Origin of the sequence: Paenibacillus cisolokensis (genome assembly GCF_018403665.1) — a bacterium.
GTDB classification, from domain to species: domain Bacteria; phylum Bacillota; class Bacilli; order Paenibacillales; family Paenibacillaceae; genus Paenibacillus_AH; species Paenibacillus_AH cisolokensis.
On sequence record NZ_BOVJ01000046.1, the window covers coordinates 1 to 9,020 of the forward strand.

A 9,020-nucleotide genomic window follows, 5' to 3' on the forward strand; every position below is an offset into this window, starting at 1 on the left:
TGTCCTTAACTGGACACGCCAATGCTCCAACGCATGCCGTAGATGCGAACGATTTCAGCATCTTCCAACGCCAAATCGGTGCTGAGCAGAACCAGCCAATCCCGCCGCCGATGGCGGTTTTGCACAAAGACCAGTTTGATCGGTAAACCGCAGGCAGTTTGAACGATGACCGAGCCAAGGATTTCTTTGTTTTTCTGCTTTGGCAACAGGGCATACAGTTCATGGAGCGTCAGGCTTTTTCCGTTGAACCGGGATCGTTGTTTCATCGCCTTGACCATCCCAATGACATGTAGACCTTTCGCCATCAATTCACGCAACAGAGGCGCTTGGGTAAACCAACTGTCCATCAGGACAAAGTCAGCGCTGAATCCCGCCTGGATCGCTCGATCAAGCAGAGCCGCCACGGCATCCGGTTTGCGTGAAAGTGCCTCGATGCGGCGTTTGTAGCCTTGGGTACGCTTGGACGTTCCTTCATCACGCAAAAGCGATTCGTCAGCTTGGCCGAGCTGAGCATGACAAAATCGATGGGCGCAAAGCTGAAGCCATCCGACCATCCGAGCGTGAGCATGTTGTAGCCGCGAGCATATCTCCTCGTCGTATGATCGAAGACGCGAGCCAGCAACTCGGCTTTCTTGCTGCGATCCCTGCGAAGAACCGAATCATCAATGATGAACGTTCGAACGCGGGACGAAGAGGTTAAGGAATCAAAATGCTGAACGACCTTCAGACTCAAGGCATGCAAAAATCTTCGCCAGGCAAAGCGTGGATGGTTTATGAATCGATAGACTACATCTTTGCCAGGCAACGACTGGCGGTCGCTATGCAGATGACGAAACCAATTGCGCCCTTCGAACACGAGCGTAAAGATCAGCTTAAAAATGACCAGACTGGACAATCCGAACGACTTCGAAATACCGGCTTTACGCAACAGTTGTCCGATTTGCAAAGCGGAAAATAAAGCAGAGATTCGTTCTTGCCCCTTTTCAGACAGGAAGTTGTGTTGTACCATAGAGTTACGCTCCTTTCTGTTTGGGATGGGAATACTATCCACTTCCATTTAACCAAACGGAAAGGTGTTTTTCTGTCAAGAACGAGATTTTTCAATAAGAAATCCTGGTAATATCAAGGCTTAACACTAATTTTCAAGCTGCGAAAGTTGAGTAAATAATAGCACTCGGCTAAAATCGGTTTGTTGCTATTTTGAAAAGTAGCGCCCAAAGATACGCTACTTCAATTTAAATGCTTTCTACTCGTTCAAATAGGTTGTCACTCTGTTCTGGATCAGCTCGGCAACTTCTTCAGCAGTTTTTTGCTCACTAAAGAAGGCCATAGATTCTTCTCCTACAATTGAAATTACCTTGCCATCCGCTGCCGAATGGTTATTTGCAGAATGAATGAACTTTTTGAACTTGGCAAATTCATCATTCGTCACTTTCGGCGCTTTCCCGTCTGGCGTCTTATACGTTCCGTTTTCCACTTGTTCCTGCATCTCGTTCAATTGCTTCTCATTCACAGATTTCAGCAGCGAAAATCCTTGTCTTTCTTGCAACGATTGCCCTTCTTCCGATAGCATGAAGGCAATAAACTTCCAGGCCTCCTCTTTCACCGCGGATTGGGCTTGAATGGCGAACTGGGAGGCGAGAACAATTCTCGTTCCTCCTTTTTGTTCCGGTTTTTGCAGCAGCTTCGGATTGGAGAAATAAAAATGCAAATCATTGATAAAATCTGCCGGCGATCTCAGAACGGTCGAATAAAACATTTGCTTGCCTATATCCGCCGGTTCTGAAGTCATGACCTGATTATCGTACATATCTTTTATTTGCTGCATTGCTTCTACGAACGATGGAGAGTCAAACAATGCCTTTTTCGCCGCGGTATCAACAAACTCGGAATACCTGTCCACAACCATTTCTTGCATGCGGAAATCAGGTGTTTCCCCCGCCATGGCATAACGACGTTCCGCACCGCTCTCGCCTAACGTCTTCGCAATATCTTCAAACTCCTTCCAAGTCCAATTCTGGTCGTCAATACTCGTGTTCCCGAGAAGATCCCCATCACCTACAAACGCTCGCAGGCTGAATCCGAAAGGCATGGCATACAGACCATCATTTGATTTTATCGCATCCAAAATATTTATTTGCAAATCGCCATGATTTAGTGTATCGTCTTGCTTCATGAGCTCCTCCATATCCAGGAGAAGGTCCTTGTTCACATAATCTTTGGTTGGCAGACCGCTGACTTCAAAGATATCCGGACCTTTGCCCGATAGTATTGCTGTATTTGTCGTTGTTTGGTATTGTTCATAATCTTCTATAACCTGAATTTGCAAATCGATATCCGGGTACTTTTCCTCAAACTTTTTTCTGCGATTTCATAAAATGAGCTCGCTTGTTGGACAGACAACGTAACGATAGTTTTCCCCTCTTTATTTACCGGTTTCTGGCTTCCCGATTGATCACTTCCCTCAGAAGCGCATGCACTCACCAACAGAAATAAAATGCCTATAAACACCATAAATGACCACTTTTTCATCGAATAAATTCCTCCTGTTAAAATTAGCTTATTGCAGACGAACACGGTTTCCGTCTTGTAAAGGCTCGCTGCTTTCCAGAATTAACAGATCGCCCTCATAGAGACTGTCGGCCAGAAGCAAGGCTTCATGATCATTCCTTTCACTGACCTGAATGCGCACTTTACGAGCAACGAAAACATTGCCCAATGCTCCTCTCTGCTCGTCAATTTTATAAACAAACATTCCGTCACGCTCATAATGAATGGCCTCACTCCAAACAACCAGTCCTTGCTGGCGGGAGCGTTTCTCAATATTGACCCATGCTCGCTCACCCCCTTTTAGCTCGGCATTGAAGACGTTGATACGTATCAGCTTCCGTGGAATCGTACGGTTCAGACCAGTCAAATCAACGGATTCGATTCTCGGCTCTGCATCCACCATTTCGATAATCGTTCCTTCAAGGATACGGGTCTGTTGTGCCTGAACGCTTTGTACCTCGACCTCTACCTTCGTCCCAACTGATATATCCAAGTGGGTCAACAGCGTAGAATCGGCGGGAATATCCAACTTGTAGCCCAAGCTATCATTTGAGATTCGAACATCCGGTTCTCCCATAAATGCCATTCCTTCGACTGCACTCAATTGGGTTACGATCCCGTCGAACGGAGCGATCAGCTCCTGTCCGCTTGTCAAACGGTCTCTCAACTCGTTAATGTTTCGTTCCTGCGTGTCTAGGTCAAGTTTTAGCGATTCAATCGCGCGGCTAGCGTTTCGTGTATCAAGTTCATCCCCACCCTGTGCTGCCTCAATGAACTGATCCTGAAGATTTTCCAGTTCAATATTCATCTTCTTCAAGTTGGCCATTTCATTTTCTAATTCTCGTTGTGCCGCTGTACTGTCATATTCTATTAGCTTTTGCCCCGCTTTCACACGGTCTCCTTCCTTTACGAAGATCTTTCGGACCTTCCAACCGGCAGGGTTCGTTAACCTCGCTTCTTTGAGCGGTTCCAATATGCCGCTTCCCTCAATCGTAAATGTCAAGTTTCCTGTAGTCAGCGGTTCCGTTCTTACTTTCGGCAAGGTTAATGATTGAATGGTATTTCCGAAAAAGTAAGCAGCAACAACAATCCTAGAAAAACTATAAAGGCAATTTGAATCATTCGTTTGCGTCTGCGATCAACTTGTTCGTTTGCTAACCCCATATTCAGTCTTCTTCCTCCTAAAACATTCCGTTGGAAAGATTGCTCCTATTACCCCTTGATGCCGGATAATTGAATGCCTTTAATGAAATAAGTTTCCGCATAAAGAAATAACAGCACCATGGGGGTCATATACAGCACGGATGCCGCAAAAGCGATCCCAGGTTCATCATTGATCCTGGACAAGTACACAGATAACGGATGCCTGAACGGATCGTTCAGAAAAATTAGCGGCTGCTCTACCATGTTCCAATAATCAACAAATAAGAGAACGACGAGCGCAGCAACACCTGGTTTCACCATAGGAACAATCATCGTGAAGAAAATCCGCAAATGGCCGGCCCCGTCCAACTTCGCCGCTTCAATATAGGCATACGGAATATGTAGCATGAACTGTCGAAGCATAAAAACACCGAAAGCTGCGAAAATGCCAGGCCATATAATGGCATTCGGGCTATTCAGCAGCCCCAATTTATCCGCCATAATATAATTCGGCACTAGTGTCACCTGAAACGGCATGAGCATCGTCATGACATAGACGATAAACAGACGATCTCGGTAACGAAACTGCAACTTGGAGAAGGCATACGCAGCAAACGCCGAGACCAAGATTTGCCCAACGATGATCGGCACTACCAACAACACCGAATTCCAAAACAACATTAAATATCGGGGACTTGCCACCAACACTTCGCCATACTGCTTCACAGATACATGATCCGGCAGCAATTTTAAATTTCCATAACGGTTTTTCCCCCCTTTCATCGCTTCATTCATCTGTCCGATAGATCCATAATTGATATCGATTTCCTGGGCTGTCATGAATGAATTAGTGAACGTGACCACAATTGGAAATAAAAACATAAGCGCAATTGTGCCCAACACGACTGTGAGGCCAATTTTTCGAATGATTTTGTGAAAATTATCCAAAGACTCTCACCTCTATTCCATGAACTGCCGATATCGGCGTTCAAGCGCAAACAAACCGATGACGATCAAAAGAATACAACCGAACATCATGGTCGCCGCGGCTGTCAATTTCTGAATATCCAACGACGTGAACATGTTGTTCATATAATGTTGCATCATATAGATACTGTCATGCGGATAGTCTCCTGCGATTAAATACGTTTCCCGAAATACTTTAAACGAGTTCATAATCGACAAAATGACGACAAAGAACATCGTGGGAGTCAGATAGACAAGAGTGATGCTGCCAAACTGCCGTAAGCGCCCAGCTCCTTCCACATGCGCGGTTTCATAATAATCCTTCGGGATTTGCTGCAAACCCGCCAAAATAAAACGACGTTATAGCCAATGTTCTTCCATAAATAGACGACAATAATGACATATCGGGCAGCATCGGTCTTCATCCAGTCCACGCGTTCAGTTCCGAAGCTGCTCAGCCAGGCGTTTACGGATCCGTTCCAATCGAACAACAATTGCCAGACGAACACAATTGAGGCAACGGGAACGACAAGCGGCAGCACATAGGCGGTCCGCAACCATTTTTGCAAATATAAATTTGCATTCAGCAGTACCGCAAGACCTAGCGACAGTGTGAGATTAAGCGGAACGCTAACCGCGCTAAAATAAAATGTATTGGTCACTGCCTTGCGGAAGGACTCGCTCATAAGCAACTCGCGGTAATTATCCAAACCCGCAAAATGACGATCTACCGGGCTGTCTACAAATGAATAAAATACTCCCATGATAAATGGAACAAGGTAAAACAGTGCGAATCCAACAGCGCTCGGTGCGAGAAATAGCCAGGCTACCACCGCATCCTTGCGCATCCATTTCATGATCTTCCTATCGTCATCTTGTCTAAAAAACCGTTGCTTCATTTACGCTTCCTCCAACCAGTCTTACCAGTACTATAAAAAGAACAGTTTAAAGAATAAGTAGGGTAAAAATAAAATTTTTATTAAATACCGTCCAACATTGAACGGACGATCCTCTTTGTTTGCAGTCTCAGTGATAACACGCTTAGAACATAAAAAAACACTTATTCATTCTCAGTTTCCTCCCATTGATGCTTTCATTTGGGAAAACTGATTGAAGAATAAGTGGAGAAAAAACAGAAATCACGCAGTGTCCAGACACATCCTAGTTACTGATGCGCTGTAGGTGCGTTGCTTTGCGGGAGACGAACTTCAAATAACGTGCGAACGGGATCGCTTTGCGCTGAGATCGTGCCCCGATGCTGTTCCACGATATTTTTCGCAATAAACAGACCGATACCGGAGCTTCCTTCCCGCTCAGTACGCGCTTTATCGACCGTGTAAAACATATCGAAAATATACGGCAGCTCTTCCGGGGGAATGCGTTGACCGTAATTGATCACTTGAACTACTGCGTTCCCCGCTTCCAGATTGCAATGAATATCTATATACTGGCCATCTTTGCCATAACGAATGGCGTTCGTAAGGAGATTCTCAAATACTCGCGCCAATAAAACTCCATCCCCCCGGATCGTCACATGGGGAGTCACATGCAATCGGGTGGTCAGGTGACTTCTTTCTAAAGCAGGATATAATTCCTCATTTAATTGGATGAGAAGCTCGCTAAGATCGATCAGTTGTTTATTCATCTTTAGCTGACCGTAATTCATACGAGCGATTTCGAAAAGCTCGTCGATCAGCTTCTCCAGCCGTTGTGACTTGGAGTAAGCAATGCCCGTATACCGCTTGATCTGTTCTGTCGTCAGATTTTCATCATGAAGTATGAAGTCCAGGTAGCCCAGAACAGAAGTGAGCGGTGTTCGCAAATCGTGTGCCAGATTCAAAACCAGTTGTTCTTTGCTGGTCTCCGCAAAGTCCCCCCTCTCCAGCGCATGCTTTAATTTGTCACTAGCCAGATTGATATCTCGCGCAATATCTTCGAACTCGTCATTCGATCGAATGTTGATGTGGCTGTTGAAATCGCCGTTTGCCAGTTGATTGATCCCACGCGATATTTCGTGAAAATAAAGCGAATATCGTTTCGTGAAGAGAAAGAAAAAATAAAAGGAGAGAGGAATAAAAAGTATCAGAAAAAATTGAGGTCTCCGATTTCCCGCATGAAATAACGAATTCTGGTCGTCGGATCTTCAAATTTCGTCGTATGATAGTAGAACTGGAGTGCTTTAAAGATCAAAAAGGTGATCGTGCCAGAGCAAAGTGTACTTAAAACAAATAGCTGAATCATTTTAAATCGGAAACCTCGGATCTTATTAGCCATTGAACGTATATCCCACTCCCCAGACCGTCTTGATCCATTTGTTCTTGTGCTTATCTTCTTCGAGCTTCTTCCGCAACGCGCGTATATGCACCATAACTGTATTGCTGCCTTCGTAGTAGGCTTCCCCCCATACACGTTCGAAAATATTCTCCGTGCTGAACACCTTATTCGGGTGGCTGGCCAATAAGTACAAGATGTCAAATTCCTTCGGGGTTAGCTCAATCGGTTTGTTATACAATCGTACCATTCGTTGTTCGGGATTGATCATCAGACCGCGCACCTCCAGAACGGCAACGTTCGATGTCGCCGATGGATTGAACTGCAACGCTCGCCGCAATTGCGCATTTACCCGAGCGACCAGCTCCATCGGATTGAACGGTTTGGTCACATAATCGTCCGCTCCTCTGACCAGTCCTGTAATTTTATCAAGATCGGTCGCTTTAGCACTTAAAAAAATAATGGGCAGGTGGTGACTTTCCCGAATGAGCTGCGTTGCTTCGTAGCCGTTCAGATTCGGCATCATAATATCGAGAATCGCCAAATCGACAGACTGCGTCCGAATGACCTGTACGGCGGCCAGCCCGTCAGAAACTTTCACACAACGATAACCCTCTTTGGTTAGATGCAGTTCTACCAAATCGGCAATTTCCGGTTCGTCATCGGCGATTAAAATAGTGATCGATTTCATAATCCACCTCAAGTAAATATGATGATTGAACTACATCGTATCAGAACTTTTTCGCCAGAACAACGGCGCGCGGGGCACCCGGAACGGCGGATGCCGGCGTCGTCAGCCAGGACCCCAGTCTATAAGCGACGAAGCCGAGCATGCCTCCAATGGAATTTAAAAAAGATCGTCCACGTCAAACGTACCGAGCGAAAATAACAATTGGACGCTTTCCAGCCCGATACTTACCGCCAAGGAGCGCCATAGCGTCCCCGCCAACGTCAGCTTTCCGGCCTTCGCAAGAACATTAAGGAACATGCCGAACGGGACAAAGATCGCAATATTTCCGAAGAGGTTCGTCAGGCTGTGTACAGTCAACGCATCAAGCGCTCTGGTAATTTCCTTCAAGGGAACCAGATTCCCAGCTTGCAGTCTGGCAACGATATATTCCGGATAAGTCGCGGTTCGCAGTAACTGATCCCATAGAAACGCAACATCCACCCGGCCGAACTTGAATAAAATAATTTTGAGCAGCGCGTACATGTAGAAAGCAAACAATAGCCGAACGCCCCAATGTTTCAACCGGTAGCCGGCTCTCATCCGTTCCCCTCCTTTGGTATCGAAACCTCCGGATTCTTAACTTCCGGCATCCCATCCTCCTGAAACGCACCCTCCGGCTTCTCAAGCGCCGGATCGATGTCCGCTGGCGTATCGCTAGTCGGCGTATCAATCTGCGGTTTATCGTTCGGACGATTGCCGGTTGGAGCCCCCTCGTTTGTCGGCGTATCGCTTGTCGATGAATCGTTCTCCGGTTTATCGTTTGTTGGAGTATCGCCCTGCCCGGAATATACTGTCACAATAACACCATCCATATTGTTGCCTGAAATTTCATAGCGGGTATCCGCCGGCACATGAATCGTGATATCTTCGAGAACAGAATAGTAGTAAATGGAATACTCTTCGTGGTTTATCGTGGTCTTTATCGATTTCCGTTCCTTCAAAAATCCCAAATATTCCTCAAGAACAAAATTGTTCTCATACATAATAGCGCTATGCGGCAAACCGACATAACGATAATGCCATGGTTCATACGGAATCCCTGTAATTTCTGTTTTGTCCTCCGGATAGCGCAAGATAAAGCCGTATTTCCAGGCGTTCTCTTTCAGCCATAGCCCTTCAGAAGCAGACTCCATCTTCCCTTGCGTTGATCCGATATCCACCGCCAAACCGAGGTTATGCTCACTAAAGCCTGCCGGCAACGCGTAGCCGGGCTCGTTTTCCTCGTATTGCTTGCTCTGTTCCGCTTCGTCCCGATAGCCGCTGGTGAGCATAAAGTGGTTAATGCCATCCTGATGTGCCGCTGCAATCATCACAGATAATTTTTGTGCCAAAAAAGGCGTCAATCGGATCGAGTTGTCCA

Annotated in this window: 5 protein-coding genes and 4 pseudogenes; all 9 read right to left on the reverse strand. The window is 46.0% G+C overall.

All coding sequences use genetic code 11. The annotated features are described in order from the left end of the window. Positions 1-20: 20 nt before the first annotated feature. Positions 21-1,009, reverse strand: a pseudogene (locus PACILC2_RS06480) (IS4 family transposase); the annotation flags it as partial. Between the two features lie 237 nt (positions 1,010-1,246). Next, a complete protein-coding gene (locus tag PACILC2_RS06485) occupies positions 1,247-2,329 on the reverse strand; it encodes an extracellular solute-binding protein (RefSeq protein ID WP_244863290.1) in 1,083 nt (360 codons plus the stop codon). Between the two features lie 231 nt (positions 2,330-2,560). Then, positions 2,561-3,442, reverse strand: a complete 882-nt coding sequence (locus PACILC2_RS06490) for an efflux RND transporter periplasmic adaptor subunit (RefSeq protein WP_372447064.1) — start codon at positions 3,440-3,442, stop codon at positions 2,561-2,563. A gap of 320 nt (positions 3,443-3,762) precedes the next feature. Continuing rightward, complete coding sequence (locus tag PACILC2_RS06495) at positions 3,763-4,575, reverse strand: carbohydrate ABC transporter permease (RefSeq protein ID WP_083485226.1); 813 nt, start codon at positions 4,573-4,575, stop codon at positions 3,763-3,765. Between the two features lie 78 nt (positions 4,576-4,653). Next, positions 4,654-5,558, reverse strand: a pseudogene (locus PACILC2_RS06500) (carbohydrate ABC transporter permease). A gap of 266 nt (positions 5,559-5,824) precedes the next feature. Continuing rightward, positions 5,825-6,933: pseudogene (locus PACILC2_RS06505) on the reverse strand (HAMP domain-containing sensor histidine kinase). After that, positions 6,926-7,621, reverse strand: coding sequence for a response regulator transcription factor (locus PACILC2_RS06510; protein WP_213528214.1), 696 nt, complete (start codon positions 7,619-7,621; stop codon positions 6,926-6,928). Before PACILC2_RS06510 ends, PACILC2_RS06505 begins: the two are co-directional and overlap by 8 nt. Before the next feature lie 156 nt (positions 7,622-7,777). Continuing rightward, positions 7,778-8,200, reverse strand: a complete 423-nt coding sequence (locus tag PACILC2_RS06515) for a VanZ family protein (RefSeq protein WP_213528216.1) — start codon at positions 8,198-8,200, stop codon at positions 7,778-7,780. A 227-nt stretch (positions 8,201-8,427) separates the two neighbouring features. Next, positions 8,428-9,020: pseudogene (locus PACILC2_RS06520) on the reverse strand (M15 family metallopeptidase); the annotation flags it as partial.